Source organism: uncultured Pedobacter sp., assembly GCF_913776295.1.
In the GTDB taxonomy this organism is placed as follows: domain Bacteria; phylum Bacteroidota; class Bacteroidia; order Sphingobacteriales; family Sphingobacteriaceae; genus Pedobacter.
In genome coordinates this window covers 44,863-65,493 of the sequence record NZ_CAJYOJ010000074.1, presented here as the reverse complement: position 1 = coordinate 65,493, position 20,631 = coordinate 44,863, and the positions used below count along the sequence as shown (strand labels likewise).

10 protein-coding genes are annotated in these 20,631 nt (G+C 40.1%); 5 read left to right on the top strand and 5 right to left on the bottom strand.

Annotated elements, in window-relative coordinates:
• Nucleotides 1-510: 510 nt before the first annotated feature.
• Nucleotides 511-954 (bottom strand): cytochrome B, encoded by a 444-nt coding sequence (locus QZ738_RS16970; RefSeq protein WP_293788923.1) that lies wholly within the window; start codon nucleotides 952-954, stop codon nucleotides 511-513.
• A 112-nt stretch (nucleotides 955-1,066) separates the two neighbouring features.
• Between QZ738_RS16970 and QZ738_RS16965 the strand changes: the two genes are divergently transcribed.
• From QZ738_RS16965 to QZ738_RS16945, 5 genes are all read left to right on the top strand, one after another.
• On the top strand, nucleotides 1,067-4,087 hold the full coding sequence (locus QZ738_RS16965) for an amidohydrolase family protein (RefSeq protein ID WP_293788922.1): 3,021 nt from the start codon (nucleotides 1,067-1,069) through the stop codon (nucleotides 4,085-4,087).
• Nucleotides 4,077-5,393 carry an amidohydrolase family protein gene (locus tag QZ738_RS16960; RefSeq protein WP_293788921.1) on the top strand — a complete coding sequence of 439 codons (1,317 nt, stop codon included), beginning with the start codon at nucleotides 4,077-4,079 and terminating at the stop codon, nucleotides 5,391-5,393. Before QZ738_RS16965 ends, QZ738_RS16960 begins: the two co-directional genes overlap by 11 nt.
• A gap of 455 nt (nucleotides 5,394-5,848) precedes the next feature.
• Complete coding sequence (locus QZ738_RS16955) at nucleotides 5,849-9,022, top strand: TonB-dependent receptor (protein ID WP_293788920.1); 3,174 nt, start codon at nucleotides 5,849-5,851, stop codon at nucleotides 9,020-9,022.
• Nucleotides 9,023-9,123: 101 nt separating this feature from the next.
• Nucleotides 9,124-10,875, top strand: a complete 1,752-nt coding sequence (locus QZ738_RS16950; RefSeq protein WP_293788919.1) for an ABC transporter ATP-binding protein — start codon at nucleotides 9,124-9,126, stop codon at nucleotides 10,873-10,875.
• Between the two features lie 18 nt (nucleotides 10,876-10,893).
• Nucleotides 10,894-11,109, top strand: coding sequence for a PLDc N-terminal domain-containing protein (locus QZ738_RS16945; protein WP_293788918.1), 216 nt, complete (start codon nucleotides 10,894-10,896; stop codon nucleotides 11,107-11,109).
• A gap of 370 nt (nucleotides 11,110-11,479) precedes the next feature.
• Here QZ738_RS16945 and QZ738_RS16940 read toward each other — a convergent pair whose 3' ends face one another.
• The 4 genes from QZ738_RS16940 to recG all read right to left on the bottom strand — a co-directional run bounded on the left by QZ738_RS16940 (nucleotide 11,480) and on the right by recG (nucleotide 20,630).
• Nucleotides 11,480-12,766, bottom strand: a complete 1,287-nt coding sequence (locus tag QZ738_RS16940) for an MFS transporter (protein ID WP_293788917.1) — start codon at nucleotides 12,764-12,766, stop codon at nucleotides 11,480-11,482.
• Between the two features lie 164 nt (nucleotides 12,767-12,930).
• Nucleotides 12,931-14,802, bottom strand: a complete 1,872-nt coding sequence (locus QZ738_RS16935) for a RagB/SusD family nutrient uptake outer membrane protein (RefSeq protein WP_293788916.1) — start codon at nucleotides 14,800-14,802, stop codon at nucleotides 12,931-12,933.
• A gap of 32 nt (nucleotides 14,803-14,834) precedes the next feature.
• A complete protein-coding gene (locus QZ738_RS16930) occupies nucleotides 14,835-18,107 on the bottom strand; it encodes a TonB-dependent receptor (protein ID WP_293788915.1) in 3,273 nt (1,090 codons plus the stop codon).
• A gap of 417 nt (nucleotides 18,108-18,524) precedes the next feature.
• Nucleotides 18,525-20,630 carry an ATP-dependent DNA helicase RecG gene (gene recG / locus QZ738_RS16925; protein WP_293788914.1) on the bottom strand — a complete coding sequence of 702 codons (2,106 nt, stop codon included), beginning with the start codon at nucleotides 20,628-20,630 and terminating at the stop codon, nucleotides 18,525-18,527.
• Nucleotide 20,631 lies beyond the last annotated feature (1 nt).

Here is a 20,631-nt window from a genome sequence, read left to right as displayed (position 1 = left end):
CTAATTACTTATGCCATACAGCCCAGTCTTGCCTCGGCTTACCGCCGCCGAATGGCTCTTACTTTTTGGCATCAAAAAGTAACAAAAAATGCCGGCTGAAAATTTTTCTTTCAAAGCCAGTAATAGGACTCGGTCAGTGGAATCCGAAAAATTTGTTAGGCCGGGCTTAAGTAGAACGGGGGCACAGTGCGAAGGCCTTGTTAGACGGAAATGCATTGTGCACAAGTGTCTAACTATCAAATGATAACAAAATAACGTCAATGGTAGCATAGCGAAGGATCTTTTACACAATGTCGTCATTTCGAGCGGAGTGCGACGCAGTCGAGAAATCTGCCTAGATAGATCTATCCATTCCGCGTTGCTCCAGTCGAGATGACGACTGCTGATATACCTAGCTTTGCGACCTCCGTGCCCTTGCTCTGTGTACTTTGTGGTAAAAAAAGAGTGTATTCAAAACAAAAAAATCCCGCTCTGCTGAAGCGGGATGCTATGAATTAAATAATATTCAGATTAAGAAACGCCAAAAAAAGATCTTCCCGGAACGGCCTTAACCATTAGGAGAATGGCTACAATAATCAGAATGAGCGCTAGCCCAAAGAAAATAGCGATAGTACGGTGTTTAGCTACCGCATCTGTTAATTTTTTCGACTTTGCGTTACCCACGGTAATTAAAATAATTGCAATAAGCATCATAGAAGTATGCTCGGCCTTAAAATAACGGCCAATGGCATCGCTCATTGGCAATTTGGTTAGCGGACTCAGAAAGAATAACACCAAACCTATCAAAAACTGGATATGCGCGCTAATCAGGGTAAATACATTTAGTTTACGATTACCCTCTGTATACGTTTTATTTCCAAACCAGCCCGATAATGCATTTATTACCGCGATAACCAATAAAATTAATACGATGTAGCGCCATCCGGAGTGCGCAGATTTCAAGATATTATACATTTTTCTAAAATATGTTTAATCAAAAGTAGGCATTAATTGTAAAAAAGAGGATATTCTTTAAAAGGAACGCTTATTTATATTAGTTTTAAACAAATTAAAACCTAAACTGATTATGAAGAAAATTTTACTCGCCCTTGGGCTGGTATTTTCTGCTACATTTCTGTTTGCACAGCAAACCTCTTTTCCTGTTAATGGCTCTTTTGATACCAGACCCGGAATGTTTGCTTTTACCAACGCAACCATAGTAGTAAATGCCAACCAAACCCTTACCAATGCGACACTTTTAATTAAAGGACAAACCATTCAGGCTGTCGGAGCCGGCTTAGCTGTACCTAAAGGTTATGTGGTAATTGATTTAAAGGGAAAATTTATTTATCCTTCGCTGATTGATGCCTTTACAAGTTACGGTGTTAGCGAAACATCAGCTGCACAACGTGGCTTTGGTGGCCAGCGCCAGTCTATTTTTATATCTACAAAAAAGGGGGCTTACGGCTGGAACGAGGCCATCAGACCAGAAACGTATGTAAAAAACATTTTCGCAACGGATAGCAAAAAAGCAGATGAATTGCGCAAGGCTGGTTTCGGAAGTGTAAATGTAATTAACCGCGACGGCATTGCCCGCGGGGTTTCTGCAGCGGTAACCTTAAATGAAGGTGCAGATAACAGTGTCATCCTGAAAGACCAAACTGCAGCCAATTATTCGTTTAACAAAGGAAGTTCATCCAACGATTACCCTACTTCATTAATGGGTGCTATTGCTTTATTGCGTCAAACCTATTACGATGCGCAATGGTATGGCAGGCAAAAAGATGAATACAACATCTCGCTGGACGAATTTGGCAAGCAGCAGGCTATGCCTCAGATTTTTGAAGTTGACGGATGGCAGAATGTGTTACGTGCCGATAAAATCGGAAAAGAATTTGGCAAAAAATACATTATTAAATCTACCGGCGATGAATACCAGCGCATCAACGAAGTTAAAGCCACTGGTGCGAGTTTGATTATTCCGTTAACTTTCCCGAAAGCTTATGATGTGGAAGACCCTGCCGAAGCCAGGAATGTGAGTTTATCGCAAATGAAAGGCTGGGAACTGGCTCCAACCAATCCTGCTGCACTGGAAAAGGCAGGAATTAGATTTGCTTTAACAGCCTTTGGCCTGGAGAACAGCCGCGATTTCTGGACGAACATCCGCACGGCGATAGAAAATGGCTTAAGCAAAAAACAAGCCTTGCAATCAGTTACCGAAATACCCGCCTCACTTTTAGGCATAGGTGATAAAGTAGGTACCTTGGAAAAAGGAAAAATTGCCAACTTTTTGATCTCATCAGACAGCCTGTTCAAAAAAGAAAACATCATTTTTGAAAACTGGGTACAGGGCAAACGTTTCATCGTCAATAAAATGGATGTGAGTGATCTTCGTGGCGCTTACAACTTAAACGTTGATGGTGTTGGTCCTTTAACCTTAAAGATTACCGGTACAGGTGGTGGATCTGCCGCAGCAATGGAAAGAATAGGTACCGATAGTATAAAAACCACTGCTACGTTTACCAGAAATGGCGATTGGCTAAGCATTAATTTCAATTTAAAGAAAAATCCGAGTGGCGATATTCGTTTAAGTGGTTACATTACATCGGCCAAACCCATTACCATAAAAGGTGAATCAGCTCTGGCTGATGGTACTGTCGGGAAATTTACTGCAACTTATAAAGAAGCCGTAAAAGAAATGCCTAAAAAAGAAGATCCTAAACCAGTATTGGCGGTTGGCCAGGTTATTTATCCTTTTACAGCCTTTGGCGCAACGGAATTGCCTAAACAAGAAACGGTATTGATTAAAAATGCTACCATCTGGACAAATGAAAAAGAAGGTGTACTTCAAAATGCCGATATCCTTCTGGAGAATGGAAAGATTAAAGCTGTTGGTAAAAACCTTTCGTCAAGCGGCGCCAAAGTAATCGATGCTACCGGTAAACATGTTACCGCAGGTATCATTGATGAGCATTCGCATATTGCCGGCTCCGGGGGAATCAATGAAGGGGCACAATCGGTTTCTGCTGAAGTAAGGGTTGCCGATATCATTAATTCTGAAGATGTAAATATTTATCGCCAGCTGGCTGGTGGCGTAACTACTTCACACATCTTGCACGGGTCGGCTAATCCAATCGGTGGTCAGTCGCAATTAATTAAACTGCGTTGGGGCAAATCGCCAGAGGAATTAAAATTTGCCGGAGCCGATGGCTTCATCAAATTTGCGCTGGGCGAAAACGTAAAACAAAGCAATTTCGGTACAGGTGCCCGTTTTCCGGTTACGCGTATGGGCGTTGAGCAAACTTTTGTAGATGAATTTACCCGTGCAAAAGAATATGCCAAAGCACGCTCGGTAAAAGGTAACAACGTACGCCGCGATTTAGAATTAGATGCCATTGTTGAAATTCTGAACAACAAACGTTTCATTACCTGCCATTCTTATGTGCAGAGCGAAATAAACATGCTCATTCACGTGGCCGATAGTTTAGGTTTCAAAATCAATACCTTTACCCACATTTTAGAGGGTTATAAAGTGGCCGATAAAATGAAGGCGCACGGCATTGCTGGCTCTACCTTCTCCGATTGGTGGGCTTATAAAAACGAAGTGGCAGAGGCAATTCCTTACAACGGAAAAATTATGCACAATGTGGGCGTAACTACCGCTTTTAACTCTGATGATGCAGAAATGGCCCGTCACTTGAATCAGGAAGCTGGCAAATCAGTACTATACGGTAACGTGCCTGAAGAAGACGCCCTAAAATTCGTAACCTTAAACCCTGCCATAATGCTCCATATTGACGATAAAGTGGGCAGTTTAAAAGCAGGAAAAGATGCCGATGTAGTGATCTGGACGGCTAACCCGCTCTCTATTTATGCCAAGGCAGAAAAAACCTTTGTGGATGGAATTGCATATTGGGATCTGGACAAAGATGCACAGGTAATTAAAACCATGCAGGCCGAAAAAGCCCGCCTGATCCAGAAAATGTTAGAGAGCAAAAGTAAAGGCAGCCGTACACAGCGCCCAATGGGTGATGCGCCACGCCTTTACAATTGCGAAACCTTAGAAAACTATTCCGCAGAATTAACCGAGAAAGAACATGCACACTAAACAATATCTATTCAGTCTGGCTTTATCGGCAGCAAGCCTGACTTGTTTTGCCCAGGCCAACATTTCGCCTGCAAAAAAACAAAGCCAAACCATCGCTATTACCGGAGCAACCGTACACATCGGAAATGGTACCGTAGTCGAAAATGGCACTATAGTTTTTGGCAATGGTAAAATTATTTCGGTAACGGCCAATGGTCAGGTGCCACAAGATAATGTGATGCGGATTATGGCCACCGGCAAGCACGTTTATCCAGGCTTTATAGCCGCAACCACCAATTTGGGTTTAACAGAAATTGAAGCCGTAAAAGCAACTTTGGATTTTCAGGAAATCGGCGATTTTAATTCGCACATCCGCTCTATCGTAGCTTACAATACCGATTCGAAAGTTCCTGCCACGTTACGCAGTAATGGCATATTAATGGCACAACCAACCCCACAGGGCGGTATGGTTTCCGGAAGTTCATCGGTAGTACAACTCGATGCCTGGAACTGGGAAGACGCTGCATTAAAAACTGACGATGCCATGCACATGACCTGGCCGGTTGCACCTCGCTTTAGAGGCGGCTTTGGTGGTTTCGGTCGTCCACAGCAGTCGCCGGAAGCTTTAGCAGAAAGAACACAGGCCGCCATTGCACAGTTAAATTCTTTCTTTACTGAAGCTAAAGCCTATTCCGAAATGGGCAAACCAGAAGTTATTAATACCCGTTTCGAAGCCATGAAAAAGGTATTTAAAGGAGATGAAAAGCTGTTTATTGCAGCCGAAAGTCAGAAAGACATTGTTGCAGCCGTAAACTTTGCCAAAAAATTCGGCATTACCCCTGTGATTACCGGTGCAGATGAAGCCTATCTAATCATTGATTTTTTAAAAGACAACAACATCACGTTAGTGGTTAAGCAACCACATGCTTTGCCGAACAACAATGATGATGATGTAAATATGCCTTACAAAAATGCGGCAATAATGGCTAATGCCGGCTTAAATGTGGTATTGAGTATTGACGGATATTGGCAACAGCGAAATTTGCCTTTTATGGCGGGTACCGTTACGGCCTGGGGTTTAGACAAAGAAAAAGCTTTATCAACCATTACCTTAAACGCCGCAAAAGCAATGGGCATTGATAAAACCACGGGCAGTATTGAAACCGGCAAAGATGCAACTTTCCTTATTTCTGCTGGCGATGCACTGGATATGCGTACCAATAAAGTAGAACAGGCTTTTATTCAGGGCAGGGATATCAATCTTGATAACCTGCACAAACAATTGGATAAGAAGTTTAGTGAGAAATATATTGCTGAAAAGAAATAAAAATGGTTAACTGGTTAATTGTTTAAATCGGTTAATTGACAGTTGAAGCTTAAAGTTAGAACGGCCTATATTCATTTATCGGCCGTTTTTTTTGATTATTTTTATGTCACTCTATTCGTAATAATCTCAATTTCAGCTATACAGCCCCTACATCATAGAAGTCACTTACAAGTTTTATCTGATAATTCTTTTCTTCTTGCGCACACCTCAGCATTAGGTTTGCCACGGCAAGCACGAAAAACTTTAATTTCCTCTGTGATTTCTGTGTTTCTGTGGCTAACTAATTTTTGCACATGTTTTAAAAGCAACTTCCAGCCCCTACATCAAAAAGCTCATTAACATTAGCTTAACAATAAGCCGAAAAACTAAATAATCCTAAACCATTTCATAACCTAGAGTCCAAACCGGCTTAATACTGCAACAACACCTTTGCATCATAAATCAGAAAATTAATTATGATGAAAAATTTACTTATCGCAGTGATGCTGTTTTTATGTTATGCCAATAATTCGGCTATGGCACAAACTACTCAAGCATCAATTTCCGGAATTGTAACCGATAATCAAAAGAAACCCATTCCAGGTGTTTCTGTTCAAATTAAAAACAACTCTACCGGTTTTACAACTAAAACCTCAACCAACGCACAGGGCGAGTATACTTTTAAAGAATTACCATTAGGCGGCCCTTATACTATTAAAGCCACTTACATTGGTTATGCTGAGCAAAACAGGACAGGTTACATGCTTAACCAGGGCGATGCTGTAATGGTAACAGTCAATATGCAGGAAGATGCACAAACGCTTGATGCTATCACCGTTAATGGATCAGCTTTAAGGAATAAAGTACAGCAATTTGGTGCTTCAACAGAAATTTCATCCAAAACGATGAATCTGTTACCTGTAAACGGCCGTAACTTTTCCAGCTTAACAGATTTATCTCCTTTAGCAGGCCCAGGTGGTATTTCAGGACAGTTGGGTTCCTCTACTAACTTCACCATCGATGGTATGACAGCGAAAAACCCAACTTCAGCAGGCAGTACAACCAGCCGGAGTGGTGCGCCATACTCTATCTCCATTGAAAGTGTACGCGAGTTTAAAGTAGTGACCAATCAGTACGATGTGAGTTTGGGCCGTTCAGGTGGTGGTACCATCAGTGCCGTAACTAAATCTGGTACTAACCAAATTACAGGTAGTGCATTTGCTTATAACCGTGCTGATTTCCTAGCGAGCAAGTACGACATCAGGGGGAACAGAAGAACCAATGATTTTTCAACTTATCAGTATGGTTTTAGCTTAGGTGGCCCGATCATTAAAGATAAATTACATTATTTTGCAGCCTGGGATCACCAGAGAGATTCTCGCCCGTTAATTATTGCGGATATTAACTCGGATGCCGATATTGCCCGTTTCAACATTACAAATGCCACATTAAATAACTTCCTGGCTGTTGCAAGATCAAAATATGGCGTAGCCAATACACCACAATTTGGTTCTTTCCCTAAAAAAAGAGGTACCGATGCAGGTTTTCTTCGGTTAGACTGGCAAATTGATGATAAAAATTTATTAACCGTTAGAGATAACTATACTAACGACAGGAATCCGTTGGGATTAGCTGACAATACGGCCATTAACTTTTACGAAAGTTATGGAAATGATAAAAACGTGGATAATAGTTTACTGGCTACCTTACGCTCCACAATTAGCAGCAAAGTTACCAATGAATTAAAGTTGCAACATTTGTACACCTACCAGGCGAGTACGCAAAATGATGAATTAGGTTTTGCGATACCAAGAGCAGTAGTTTCTAACTTACAGTCTACAACCCCAAATGGCAGTTTATTAACAGCTGTTCAAATTGGCGGGCATCGTTTTGGCCAGGAAAGTTTTACCAATAACGTTTTCCAATTGGTAGATAATTTATATTATAATACCGACAAAATTAAATATACATTTGGTGTAGATATCATGTATACCCATGCAAAATCATTGTATGGAAGTGAAGTAAATGGTCGTTTTACGTTTAACAGATCAGGTACTGGAGCAAGCGATGCAACCGCATTACAAAACTTTGATAATTTAACACCAATCAGTTATTACAGGGAAGTTCCTTTAGTTGCTGATCCAACTGTTGTGGGCAAACTATGGAATACTGCAGTTTACGGCCAGATGCAAACCAAACTGGGTAAAGGTTTAGATTTTACTGGCGGTTTACGTTTAGATTACAGTAAATACCCAACATCGCCATTAAACCAAGATTTATTTAATGCCATTGGAGTAAGAACAGATCATAAATTAAAGCAGTTTTTAATTCAGCCCCGTATCCAGTTTAACTGGGATGTAAATGAAAAACATACAGATTATGTTCGTCTGGGCGCCGGAATTTTTGGGTCGGATGTGAACAATTATGTAACCATTAATAACTTGACATTTGATGGTAAACATTTTGCAACGGTTGATGTTACCGGTACTGGTGTACCAACGCCTAACTTTATTGGGTACAGAAACGGAACAGCTACAGCACCAACGCTACCAGCATTACAAATACCTACTATTAATACTTATGCTGATGATGCCAAAATACCGGTAGTATACAAAGCAAACTTATCTTACAACAAACTGATAAATGATAGGATAAGAATAGGGATTACGGGTTACGCAACATTAGCTCGCCATAACTATATGTATGTAGACAGAAATATGGTCGCCGATCCTTTCTTCAGATTATCAAACGAAGGAAACAGGGGAGTTTATGTACCTGCAAATAGTATCATTCCTGGTAATGGAACTACCGATTGGAAAAGAGGCCGTTTAACTAATCAGTTTGGCAGGGTGTTAGAAATGAACAGCCAAGGCAAGGTAAATCAGTTTGCAGTTGTTGTTGATGGTACTTGGAGATACTTCAAAGATGGAGAAATTTCAGCAAGTTTTACATGGAATGATACTAAAGACAATACATCGTACAATGGTAACGTAGCCAATTCAGCAACATTGTCTTTACCAGTTATTGATGATCCACGCAATTTAAGTAAAATGACTTATTCAAATGGTCAATTTAGAAACAAGGTAGTGGTTTACGGAACATTGCCATCATTTTACGGTATTAAAGCTGGGATCCGTTATTCGGGCATTGGCGGCACGAGATATAGTTTATTATCTGGTGGAAATACCAATGGCGATTTCGTGGCCACTAATGATTTAGCCTACATCTTCGACAGGTCAAATACCAACGTGCCAGCCGCACTTAGAACTGCATTACAGACCTTGTTAGATAATGGTGCAGCAAGCCAGAGCTTGAAAGATTATATCACCAAGTACGAAGGCACATTTGCGGAGCGTAATGGTGGTATCAATGGTTTCTATGGTACAATTGATTTAAGATTAGCCTATCAGATTAAATTCGGACGCGGTAGAAAACAAAGTATTGAAATCTCTGGTGATTTGTTTAACGTAGCAAACGTGTTTAAGAAAACCTGGGGTACTTCGGAAACTTTAGGTACGCAGGCATTATACGCGGTAACAGGCTTTGATGCGACTACTTCTAACTATAACTATCGTGTAAATAACACTGGTGTTGTAACTCCGTCGGGTAACCCTTGGCAGGCACAAATCGGCTTACGCTACGGTTTCTAAAAAAGATTTAGCTAACTTTCTTAGCTTAAAGTCATAAAAAAAGGGAATGGTTTTTTATCCATTCCCTTTTTTTATGTTTGTACCTAAAACAACAAAACTTAATGGGATTATTACTCAGTTACCTGAAAAGCCATAAATGGATTGTGGCTTTGGCGTTATTGCTTGCAGGTTTAAATATTGGCTTTTCTTTGATGGATCCGCTTATTACCGGAAAAATTTTAGATCGCTTCATTAACAAAAAAAATACCTTAACCTATGCTCAATACCTTTGGGGTTCAATAGGCTTAATCGGCCTTGCAATCGGAGCAGCTATGGTATCGCGGATTGCCAAAAACTTTCAGGATTATTTTACCAGCGTGATTGTGCAAAAAGTTGGGGCAAAAATGTATGCCGATGGTTTGCAGCACTCGCTGAAATTGCCTTATCAGGTTTTCGAAGATCAGCGAAGTGGCGAAACCCTGGGTATTTTACAGAAAGTGCGTTTAGATTCTGAAAAGTTTATTACTGCCTTTATCAGTATCTTATTTGTTAGTTTAATCGGGATGGTATTTGTAATTGTTTACTCCTTTACCGTGAGTTACAAAGTTACCCTGGTTTATTTTTCGGCTATTCCCATCATTAGTTTCGTCAGCTGGTTTTTAAGTCGTAAAATCAAAACCATCCAGCGGGCTATTGTTGGCGAAACTACTGCTTTGGCTGGTTCTACCACCGAATCGCTTAGAAATATCGAACTGGTAAAAAGTTTGGGGCTGGCCGATCAGGAAATTGACCGTTTAAACAAAACCACTTATAAGATTTTGGGCCTTGAGCTTAAAAAGGTAAAATATGTGCGAAGCATGAGCTTTGTACAGGGTACCACCGTAAACCTGGTACGCAGTACCATGGTATTGGTTTTATTATTGCTCATTTTTGATAACACCATTTCTGCAGGTCAGTATTTAACTTTTCTATTTTATTCTTTTTTCCTGTTCGGACCATTACAGGAGTTGGGCAATGTAATTTTAGCCTGGAGAGAAGCTGAAGTTTCGCTTGGCAACTTTAAAAAGATTTTAAGTACACCAATAGATAAGAAGCCAGAAAGCCCTACCGAAATTCAGAAAATTAATGATCTAACCTTTAGCGATGTTGGCTTTAAACATCAAACTGCTAACCGCAATGCTTTAGAAAATATTTCTTTTAAAACCCATAACGGGCAAACCATTGCTTTTGTTGGTCCTTCAGGATCGGGAAAAACCACCTTAGTAAAATTATTGGTTGGTCTTTATCCGCCAAAAGAGGGTGAAATTTTATACAATGGTATTTCAAGCAATAACATTGATTTGGATGCCCTGCGGGAAAAGATCGGTTTTGTGACTCAGGACACACAGCTGTTTTCGGGTACGATAAGGGAAAACCTGCTATTCGTAAACCCTACGGCAACTGATGAGGAATGTTACAAGGTATTAAGCCAGGCGGCCTGCCAAACCTTACTGGCCCGTGCCGACAAAGGCCTGGATTCGATTATTGGCGAAGGTGGTGTAAAGGTTTCGGGCGGAGAAAAGCAACGCCTATCTATTGCCAGAGCACTATTGCGCCAGCCAGATATACTCGTTTTTGACGAAGCAACCTCATCACTCGATTCGATTACCGAAGAGGAAATTACCAAAACCATCCGTTCGGTGTCCAGTTTAACCGATCACATTACTATTTTAATTGCACACCGTTTATCAACAATTAAACATGCTGATCAGATTTATGTGCTGGAAAAGGGCCATATTATCGAACAAGGTAAGCATGAAGAACTAATTGCACAAAATGGCCTGTACCAGGCCATGTGGCGCCAACAAATTGGCGAACGGATTGTTGAAGCTTAAGTACTTAAATTTATTCGGATGTTATTAGCAGAAATCAACAGCAACCAGGTTGCTCTGTTTGTGATTATACCGGCCATTTTATGGCTGGCCTTAATCTTGATCGCCCTTTATCATATTTCCAGAAACAGCTCGATGGGTTTTAGCGTAAAGGTTTTGTGGTTCATCATTATTCTGCTTGCACCCTTTCTGGGATCTATTATTTATCTCATATGGGGTAAAAATAAGACGTTTTAGCATTCAAAGTTGTCAACTTTCTAGCACGATCAGCTATTCAGGTTGACAACTTTTTAAATAAAATTATCCAATGGTTTATTTGCACATCCGGCCTGTTCACCATTAATAGTAGCAAAAACCCAACTATGCTAAACCTGACTGTACGGAAATACTTTTTGTTGCACGGAATAACAAACCGTACTACCATTAACAAAAAGATTGGAGGAAAGGCAGGACTACCGAAAAATCTTGCATTCTATTGCTTTCCTATCTATAAAAAGCACCCTTCACCTTCGGTTCAATATCTGCACCAAACTTGAATGATAAACATACCAACTATAGCTTGTCGACTTCTTAACTTACCAACTATTAAAATTGACAACGTTTTGTATTAAATACGCTTAGTAGTTTGATCATTGATATCCTGTAAACTTAATTTGGTTAAAGACCTTGTTTTTAACCAGGTAATACCGGCAATGGCAATCGTCATGCTTCCTCCAAATACAACCGCAGGAACCAGATTCATCAGTTTAGCGGTTAAACCCGATTCGAACTCGCCGATTTCGTTGGATGAACCAATAAACATGCTATTTACTGCTGAAACCCTTCCCCGCATCTCGTCCGGAGTAAGTAACTGCATGATGGTTTGCCTGATGATTACGCTTACACTATCAAATGATCCTTCCAAAAAAAGAAAGAATAAGGTGAGATAGAAGTTTTTAGATAAGCCATAACCAATAATGCTTAGGCCGAAACCGGTTACCGCAATTAATAAATTACGCCAGGGTTTTCCCATCGGCGAAAAGCGTGTCATGGCCAGCATCGTAATTACAGCCCCTGAAGAAGCTGCACCGCGCATCATGCCCAACCCAAAAGACCCCAAATGAAAAACATCTTTGGCAAACATGGGCAACAAGGCTACAGCACCACCAAAAAACACGGAGAACAGGTCTAAGCTCATGGCCCAAACCATCATCTTCGTTTTAAAAACAAACTGGATTCCTTCTTTTAAACTATGGAAGATATTCTGCGTAGGTACATAGGTGGCTGGATGCTTTTTGAAGGTAAATATGCAGATCAATGACACCGTAACAAGAGTGACAATGACGCCATAGGCTGCGGTAATTCCCCATAACCAATTTACTAAACCGCCAAGCAGCGGCCCGATAATGGTTGCCAGTTGCCAGCTACTGCTGTTCCACGTACTCGAATTCGGATATAATTCTTTGGGAACAATTTTGGCCATTAATGAAAATGTTGCCGGACCAAAAAAGCCCCTGGCTAAACCGATGCAGAAAACCAGGCCATACATGATCAGTACGATGAGGTCTTCCCGAAGGTGAAGATATTTACTGGTAATAATCAGCATTAAAACCGAGGCCAGCCAAACACCTGAAAAAATTTTGATTAGCAAACCACGTTTTTCACTCTTATCAGCAATATAACCACCATAAAGGGCAATTCCAATAGCTGGAATGGCTTCACATAATCCAACCAGGCCAAGTTTTAGCGGATCGTGTGTTAAATCGTAAATGTGATACCCAATAACAACGGCCTGCATTTGATAAGCAAGCGTAAAAAAGAACCGCATGCCTAAGAACGATCTAAATTCCTTATAACGTAAGGCTGCAAAGGGATCTGGTTTTACAATAACGGAATTGGGGCCTGAATCTGCCATGGATAAAAATTATTTGCAAAACTAAGCTTTGAAAATTAAATACAGGAATAGGAAAAGGCTCAATATTGATATTTATATAAAAAAGTTTTGTGACGAATAACCTAAAACTTGAAGCATAAAAAACCCGATGAAAAATTATCCATCGGGTTAAGATATGCCCCAGCTTAGTAACCTGGATTTTGTTCGAGTAAATTATTCTTATTTACTTCGTCGCGGCTAAAGGGCCTAAAATAAAGCTTATTGTCCCAAGTTCTGTTTTCTTGTGCATTTTCTTCAACCGGAGTATAAGTGTAATCGTATACGGTAGGATCGTAATGGTAAGGAGCAGTCATGCTTTTGCCAGACTTAAACTTACCGGTTACCTTGATATAAGTAACTTTTCTACCTAAAGTTTCACTGGCAATTAACCACCTGCGTGCATCATGATAACGTTGTTCTTCATAAGCCATTTCTATGCGGCGCTCGTGGCGGTAAACGGTTCTAAGCCCTGCTTGATCTGTAACGGTTACAGCAGGCATGCCTGCCCGGAAGCGGATTTTATTTAACCAGTTTGTAGCATTACTAAGTTCCCCTAACTCGATACTGGCTTCAATATAATTAAACACCGCCTCTGTATACCTAAAGAAAGGCCATGGTACATTCTGCGACATAGAAGCATCTACAATTGTTGGATCCGGATCAATAAATTTATGATAGTAATAACCTGTCCAGCTACCGTTCCAATTTTCAATGGAACTTCCACGTGTATCCAATCCTCTAAAATCAAATCTAGCACCTTTATCGTCTAATAAATCATAGATACCCGTTTGGATCTGGCTTGCGGGATCGACATCACCGGAAGCTTTATCACGTGGTTTCCAGCCAGCACCATCGTATAAAATGGTTGCATAAAAACGAGGATCTCTATTCTGATAAGGATTAGCTTTTTGCGCAGCATTTGTCCAGCTAAACTTACTGCCATCGTTCATCTCATAATCATCAACCAACAAACCTATTGGCGTATTACCGGCCCAGTTGTGGTAACCATTCGGACCATTTTGCTGCGCATGTTTAATGTTGTTTTGAATAATGAAATAACGGGCAAAAATAAGTTCTGAAGAGGCAGAAGCATCTATACCGGAAGCCTTACTTGCCCCGCCCATGGCTATGCTTTTATAATTTATTTGGCCATCTGCAGCGGGCGCGGAAAGGTTTAATTTATAACCTGTGCCTAAATCCATCACGGCTTTAGCAGCAGTTTGCGCCAACCGATAACGATCAGCCTGATTACCGCTCGCATAACTTAAAAAATCTAATTTTTGAGCAGCAATATTGGTTACTTTAGCGGTAAGCTTTGCCCTGTCATGCAAATCGCTGGCCGCATAAATCAATACCCGGGATTTTAATGCTAAAGCGGCAAGGGCTGTAGTACGGCCTTTATCTAGTGTTTTCCCTGTTAACAACCTATTGGCTTCATCGCAATCTTTAACAATAAAATTTACACACTCTTCATAGGTATTACGTTTGATCTTAAAATCATCAGTTAATGCATAGGTTTTGGTTATGATAGGCACAGCACCGTAATAACGCAGTAACTGCTGATAGAAATAGGCACGTAAAAAATAGGCCTCGCCTAGCAACTGATCTTTTAAAGATTGGCTGCTCAAACCGTTATCGCCACCTACAATCCTTTCAACAGTAGTATTACAGGCCCTGATGCGATTATACATCTGTTTATATCCCCAGGTATCGTCTACCCAACCGAGTGTAGATGGATTGATCGTAGCATTGTTAACTAAATCGATACCTCTGGTAGGATGGGTAAATAAGGCTTCATCTGAAACTGAAGCCAGCATTTGCTCAGAAAAACCACCATTTCCCAATCCATTGTAAATATCGTTAACAAAAGCCTGTGCCAGTACAGGGTCTTTCCACACCAGTTCCGAAGATATTTTATCAGGCGGATTTACATTCATAAAATCCTTCTTACAGGAAACTGCAAAAAAGGTAATCGAAACTAATATATAGAGCTTTATATTTTTATTTACTGCTTTCATATTCTTGATTATAATTGATAAATAGCTATACATTAAAACGCGGCTTTAATACCAAAATTGATTACCCTGGCCTGTGGATAATACTGACCGCTTGAATTGGTTGACTCAGGATCCCAAATTTTGATTTTATCAAGAGTAGCCAGATTCAATCCATTGGTATATACCCTTACACTATTTAAACCAACTTTTTCAACCCAGCCAGTTGGCAGGGTATAACCTAATTCCACATTTTTAAGCCTCACGTAGTTATTGCTTCGCAACCAATACGTATTGTTTAATGCATTGTTACCATCGGTATAATAAGTAGCTCCGCGGTTTGACAAACGTGGATTTACTGAACTTGGATTATCAATACTCCAACGGTTTTTATACGACCATTCTAAGAAATTACCAATATCACCCGATTCTGTAATCCCTACAATCTGCATTCCGCCGGTTGCACCCTGAATTAGAACAGATAAGTCGAATCCCTTATACTGAAGATTCAAGTTAAAACCACCGGTAAAGGTTGGCGTACCATTTTTATCCAACCGTATTTTGTCATCGGCATTGATTTTGCCATCGCCATTAATATCTTTAAACTTCATATCACCGGGCCGAAGATTGCTGGTTAATGCACTATAATTAATTGTATTGGCATTAATTTCAGCCTGATCTTTAAACACACCGTCGTACTCGTACACTAACCAGGAGCTGGTTACCCTACCTGTTGATCGTTGCCACTCCGGGGCCCCGGGTGTTTCATCCCAAAAAATGATTTTGTTTTTGGCATAACCACCGTTTACGCTCACGCCAAAATTTAAATCCCCAACCCGATCGTTATAACTCAATTTAAACTCAAAACCTTTATTATTCACCTTTCCTAAGTTAACAGGCGGTAAACGATCTACAATACCTGAGCTTTCAGGCACCGAACTACTTCTGCTAATTAAGATGTTTGTTCTCTTGTTATAAAAATAATCCAACTCAAGTGATAATCTATTCTTTAGAAAAGATGCATCTAAACCGATGTTGGTATTATTGGCTACCTCCCATCCAAAATCTAAATTAGGTACATTGCCTTCTACAAGTGTTTTGGTAACCAGATCATTAATGGTATATGTTCCAAAATTCATCAAACTCAGATATTGATATTCTTGCAATGTATTTCCAAAATAAGCTTCAGCACCCATCTGGCCATATGATGCCCTTAATTTTAAATTATCCACGAACCTCACATTCTCTTTGAAAAATGCTTCTTCTGATAAACGCCAGCCTACTGATACACCAGGGAAGAAACCAAAACGTCTGGCTGTTGGAAAAATATATGAACCATCTACGCGCCATAAAAATTCTGCCAGGTATTTTTCTTTATAATTATAAGCAGCCCTTCCGAAATAACTTAAACGAGCCCTGTTAAATAAGTTATTCGGATCGCCGGGATTATTTCCTAAAGACTGTTCTTTCTCATCTCCTGCTAGTAACTGCTCAATGACTGATGAAAGAAAATATCTTCTAAAAGCAGTAAATCCATCATTTGTTACTTTTTCGCGTGTTACACCAGCCATTAAACCAATATTGTGATCGCCGATTTTTTTATCGTAATTGATCATTCCGGTTAAGTTAATGGCCAATTGACCGCCAGCAGTTTCCCTTAGTCGTGGATCAGTATATTGCGATCTTACTGTACCTGTTAATACCGGCGTTACACCATCTGCTTCAAAAGTTTTTTTGTCCCAATCGTAAAGTGTCCAGGGCAATTGCCAGTTTTTCTGTCTGCCAGAATATTTATCTACTGCTGCAGTTCCGGTTACTTTTAGTCCCTCAACACCTGGAATTTTAATTTCTACCTTACCTGTAGTTTGAAAATAATCTCTGATATCTTTGTTATAACCGGTTAAATCTGTTGTAGATATCACAGGATTGTAACCGTACTCGATATCTCTTCCAGGTTTACCATTTGGCCATATCGCAATTTCAGTCGGTCTTCCCCGCATTAAAAACCTGAAAATATCACCTGCACCAACCGTAGGGAAATTACGGTTTTCTTCTCTTGCTGTTACACCTAAGGTTGTGGTAATATATTTACTCAGCTTTGATTCGAGATTGAAACGCAAATCATATTGCTTATATCCAGTGGCAGAATTTTTGTAATAGCCATCCTGATCAAGATAACCCAGAGAAACGAGGTACTTTACATTTTCACTACCACCATTGATCTGAACATTATGCCTTTGCTGAGGCGACCAGTTTTGAAAAGTAGTTTTAAACCAATCGGTATTGGGATACCTTAACGGATCTGATCCATCGGCAAATTTCCTGATCTCATCCGCTTTATAAGCAGCATTAATTGTTTTTCCTCCAGTAGAAGTATAGGAACCCGTAGATTTGAAACTGTTCCATGCAGCCGCCCACTCATTCGGATTGATATCAGAACCAAAAATATTCAGCTCATTTAGAATTTCGGCATACTGTACAGAATTAGTCATTTTTGGTATCCTGGTAGGCTGCTGCAAGCCGTAACTGAAATCATAAGAAAACTGAGGCTTGCCGGATTTACCCAATTTGGTGGTAATTAAGATTACTCCATTAGCCGCCTGAGAGCCATAAATGGCAGCAGATGCATCCTTTAATACCGATACACTTTCAATATCGTTCGGATTTAAGCGCTCGATACCCCCCGCACGGTTAGGTATTCCATCGATTACAATCAACGCGTTATTGTTTCCAAGTGAGTTTGTACCGCGGATCCTAATGGTCGACCCATCGTAACCTGGCTCACCACTCCCCTGCAAAGCTGTTACACCAGGCAATCGTCCGGCTAAAGAGTTACTTAAATTTACCGATGAAGATTTGGCAAGCTCGGTACCTTTAACTGAAGCAACTGCGCCAGACACAACGGCTTTCTTTTGTGTACCATAACCCACCACAACTACTTCCGAAAGATTTTGGTTATTTTCTGATAACTTTACATTAATATTGGTTTGTTTTTTTACCTGAACTTCCTGATCCGTATAACCGATATAGGTAAATACCAGTGTGGCATCTTCAGGCACTTTAATGCTAAAATTTCCTGACCCATCGGTTACAGTTGCTGCTGCGCCTCCTTTTAGCTTCACACTTACACCTGGAACAGGACCTTTTGCATCTGTAACTTTCCCCTTAACAATAATATCCTCAAAAGGAATTTTGTAAAAATCAAGAGCTTCCTTTTCATGTAATGATGCTTTGGCAGACATGCTGGCAAGTGGAGAAAAAACAAGACCACCACTGCAAACAAGAAACATGCTACTTCTGGCAAGAGTCCTCAATAGAGTTTTTTTCATAGTTTTCAATTTATTTTGGTTAGATATTGATTGTAATACAATTTAACATTGATGAGTCATCACAAATTCCTGTATTAACACGATTTATTGCTACCCGTTCAATCACCTGTATCAATACTGACTAAGGTAAAAGGATCAAAAAATCAATGTAAATTTATGAATCCCCTATCTGATGTATAAACTTATAATAGCCGAAAAACTACGAATAAGATATCCTGGCATTACAGGCCTGTAGGATAAACAGTTCATATTTGGCGCATGCAAGATAGGGATATTGGTAATTTAAAAAAGGGGGTAAAATAATAATTGTAAGGGACTAACTCGTAAAAAAATAATGCCAAAAGCAGCCCGAGTAGGACAAATAATACAATAGTAAATATTATTGTCAAAACGCAAAAAATTAATGAGATTTTTTGATTAACTAATTTTATCAAAAGAAATTCCTCTTTCTAACTTTTGCAGATATACTTTTAAAGCGGCATGTTCAGGTTTTTCTAATTTTGGATCTTCCGAAAAAAGCCCGATAACCGTATTTCGTGCTTCAGATAAAATTATCTGATCTTTAGCAAGGTCCGCAAGTTTCAAATCCAGTACACCACTCTGCTGCGTTCCGGTAATATCACCAGGTCCGCGAAGCTGCAGATCAATTTCCGAAATTTCAAACCCGTTATTGGTGCGAACCATGGTTTCTAAACGGATCTTACCCTCTTTACTAAGTTTGTTGCCACTCATTAAGATACAAAAAGATTGTTCAGCGCCACGGCCTACCCTGCCACGCAACTGGTGAAGCTGAGACAGACCAAACCGTTCGGCATTTTCAATGACCATTACAGAAGCATTAGGCACATTAACACCTACTTCAATTACAGTTGTAGCCACCATAATCTGATTTTTCCCATCAATAAACTGCTGCATCTCGAATTGTTTATCTGCATTTGCCATTTGCCCATGCACAATACTGATCTGGTAAGCAGGACGTGGAAAATGGTAACTTAACTGCTCAATCCCCGCCTCAAGATTTAAAAGATCTAACTTTTCGCTCTCTTTAATCAAAGGATAAACAATATAAACCTGTCTGCCTTTGGCTATTTCCTGTTTCATGAAACCAAACATCCTAAGCCGTTGGCTTTCAAAAAGGTGTCTTGTTTCGATAGGTTTTCTGCCCGCCGGTAATTCATCGATAATTGAAACGTCAAGATCACCATATAAAGTCATTGCCAGCGTGCGCGGAATCGGTGTAGCCGTCATGACCAGGATATGCGGAGGAATAATATTTTTCCGCCAAAGCTTAGCACGTTGTTCAACACCAAAACGGTGCTGTTCATCAATCACTACCAGCCCCAGGTTTTTAAACTGAACCTTATCTTCAATCAATGCGTGTGTTCCGATCAGAATATCGATCTCTCCACTCTCTAACTGCTCATGCAAAATGGTACGCTCCTTCTTTTTAGTATTTCCGGTAAGGATGGCAACACGCACCAGGTTATCGGTTACGAGCTCGGTAATAGAAGCATAGTGCTGACGGGCTAAAATTTCAGTAGGTGCCATCATACAAGCCTGGTAGCCATTATCATTTGCCAATAGCATGCTCATCAACGCAACCGCTGTTTTACCACTGCCTACGTCGCCCTGAACAAGCCGGTTCATCTGAACACCCCGCTGTGTATCAATCCTGATTTCTTTAACCACCCGTTTTTGAGCATTAGTTAACTCAAAGGGCAAAAATTCGTTGTAAAAGCGGTTTACCTTGTCCCCAACTTTATCGAAGGTTGCACCTTTAAATTTTAACTGGCGTAAATGTTTGTTGTGTAAGAGCTGCAACTGGATGAAGAATAACTCTTCAAATTTTAATCGTCTTTCTGCCGCATTTAAATCCTTTTGATTTTTGGGGAAATGAATATTTAACAAGGCCAATCTTTTATCTGGCAACTGATATTTATCTATAATATACTGCGGTAAATTTTCCGGAACCTGTGGGATGATCTGATCGAGAAGACCTGCAATTAAACGCTGTAGCCCCTTTGAATCAAGATTAAACTTTTTAAGCTTTTCCGTTGAATTATAAACCGGCTGTAAAGTTAAATTGCCTCTTCCAACCGGTTTGCGCTGGTATAGTTCCATTTCAGGATGTGAAATACTAAATGTCCCGTTAAAAAAATTAGGTTTCCCAAAGGCTACATATGCAGTACCAACATTAATGTTATCATCAACCCACTTTAAGCTCTGAAACCAAACCAACTCCATCATTGCGGTTTCATCTTTAAAAACAGCCACGATACGTTTTGCTCTTTTATCTCCGACTACCTTTTTACTAACTACCCGGCCAATGATCTGTATATACTGCGAATCGGGATTGATCTGATTGATTTTAAAATATTTAGTACGGTCGATATACCTGAAAGGATAGTGTGCAAGCAAATCCTGATAGGTAAACAGGCCGAGATCCTTTTTTAAAACATCAGCACGGCTCGGCCCAACGCCTTTCAAAAATTCAACAGGTGTATCTAATACCGAATTAAACAAA

What these genes read in the sequence shown, in the direction of transcription:
- QZ738_RS16960 (WP_293788921.1), top strand. Translation starts at nt 4,077, where the DNA reads ATGCACACTAAACAATATCTATTCAGTCTGGCTTTATCGGCAGCAAGC.
- QZ738_RS16940 (WP_293788917.1), bottom strand. Translation starts at nt 12,766, where the DNA reads ATGGCAGATTCAGGCCCCAATTCCGTTATTGTAAAACCAGATCCCTTT.
- QZ738_RS16955 (WP_293788920.1), top strand. Translation starts at nt 5,849, where the DNA reads ATGATGAAAAATTTACTTATCGCAGTGATGCTGTTTTTATGTTATGCC.
- QZ738_RS16965 (WP_293788922.1), top strand. Translation starts at nt 1,067, where the DNA reads ATGAAGAAAATTTTACTCGCCCTTGGGCTGGTATTTTCTGCTACATTT.
- QZ738_RS16945 (WP_293788918.1), top strand. Translation starts at nt 10,894, where the DNA reads ATGTTATTAGCAGAAATCAACAGCAACCAGGTTGCTCTGTTTGTGATT.
- QZ738_RS16970 (WP_293788923.1), bottom strand. Translation starts at nt 954, where the DNA reads ATGTATAATATCTTGAAATCTGCGCACTCCGGATGGCGCTACATCGTA.
- QZ738_RS16950 (WP_293788919.1), top strand. Translation starts at nt 9,124, where the DNA reads ATGGGATTATTACTCAGTTACCTGAAAAGCCATAAATGGATTGTGGCT.
- QZ738_RS16935 (WP_293788916.1), bottom strand. Translation starts at nt 14,802, where the DNA reads ATGAAAGCAGTAAATAAAAATATAAAGCTCTATATATTAGTTTCGATT.
- QZ738_RS16930 (WP_293788915.1), bottom strand. Translation starts at nt 18,107, where the DNA reads ATGAAAAAAACTCTATTGAGGACTCTTGCCAGAAGTAGCATGTTTCTT.